Source organism: Oleiphilus sp. HI0080 (assembly GCF_001635135.1).
In genome coordinates this window covers 1-744 of the sequence record NZ_LWFU01000172.1, presented here as the reverse complement: position 1 = coordinate 744, position 744 = coordinate 1, and the positions used below count along the sequence as shown (strand labels likewise).

At 47.2% G+C, this 744-nt stretch carries 1 protein-coding gene; it reads right to left on the bottom strand.

Annotated features, from left to right (window positions below):
• Positions 1 to 99 precede the first annotated feature (99 nt).
• A partial coding sequence (locus A3751_RS01915) for an efflux RND transporter permease subunit (protein ID WP_156492192.1) occupies positions 100 to 744 on the bottom strand: 645 nt, incomplete at its 5' end.

Below are 744 nucleotides of genomic sequence, written 5' to 3'. Positions count from 1 at the left end.
CATCACAGACCCTGCCTATATCAACCCCTCGTGCGCGCGGCGCGGCCAAAAGAGAGTCGATGAGCGCAAGTGGCAGAGAGTGTTGACGCTTCACGTTACTTAAACCGAGTGTCCAATGAGCTTACTTGTTAATGACTTGATATCTTCGACTACCATATAGTTTACCGGCACCAATAGTAAGGTAATCAAGGTGGCAAACAGAATTCCAAAACCGAGAGAGACAGCCATTGGTATTAAGAATTGCGCCTGCGTCGACTTTTCAAATAACAGGGGCATCAAGCCAATAAACGTCGTCAACGAAGTGAGAATAACAGGTCGAAATCGGGATGCGGCTGCCGAAGAAACCGTCTCATACAAATCTTTGCCCTCACTTCGCCTTTTATTAATAAAATCCACCAACACTAAGCTGTCATTTACGACAACGCCGATTAACGCCAACATGCCCAACAAACTGATGAGCGTCAGATCCATGCCCATGATCATATGGCCGCCAATCGCCCCGATGGCGCCAAAAGGAATCACAGACATCACAATGATCGGCTGAAAGTAAGACTTGAACGGGATCGCGAGCAAACAGTAGATCACAAACGCGATAAAGATCAGGCCATACTGCAAACTCCCGAATGACTGGCGCTGCTCTTTCGCCTCCCCCTCAAATTGATATTGCACATCAGGATATTGAGCGAGTAATTCGGCGATGTACTCGTTAAGTTCACGCTGAAGAACAAGCATATTGGTATTCTG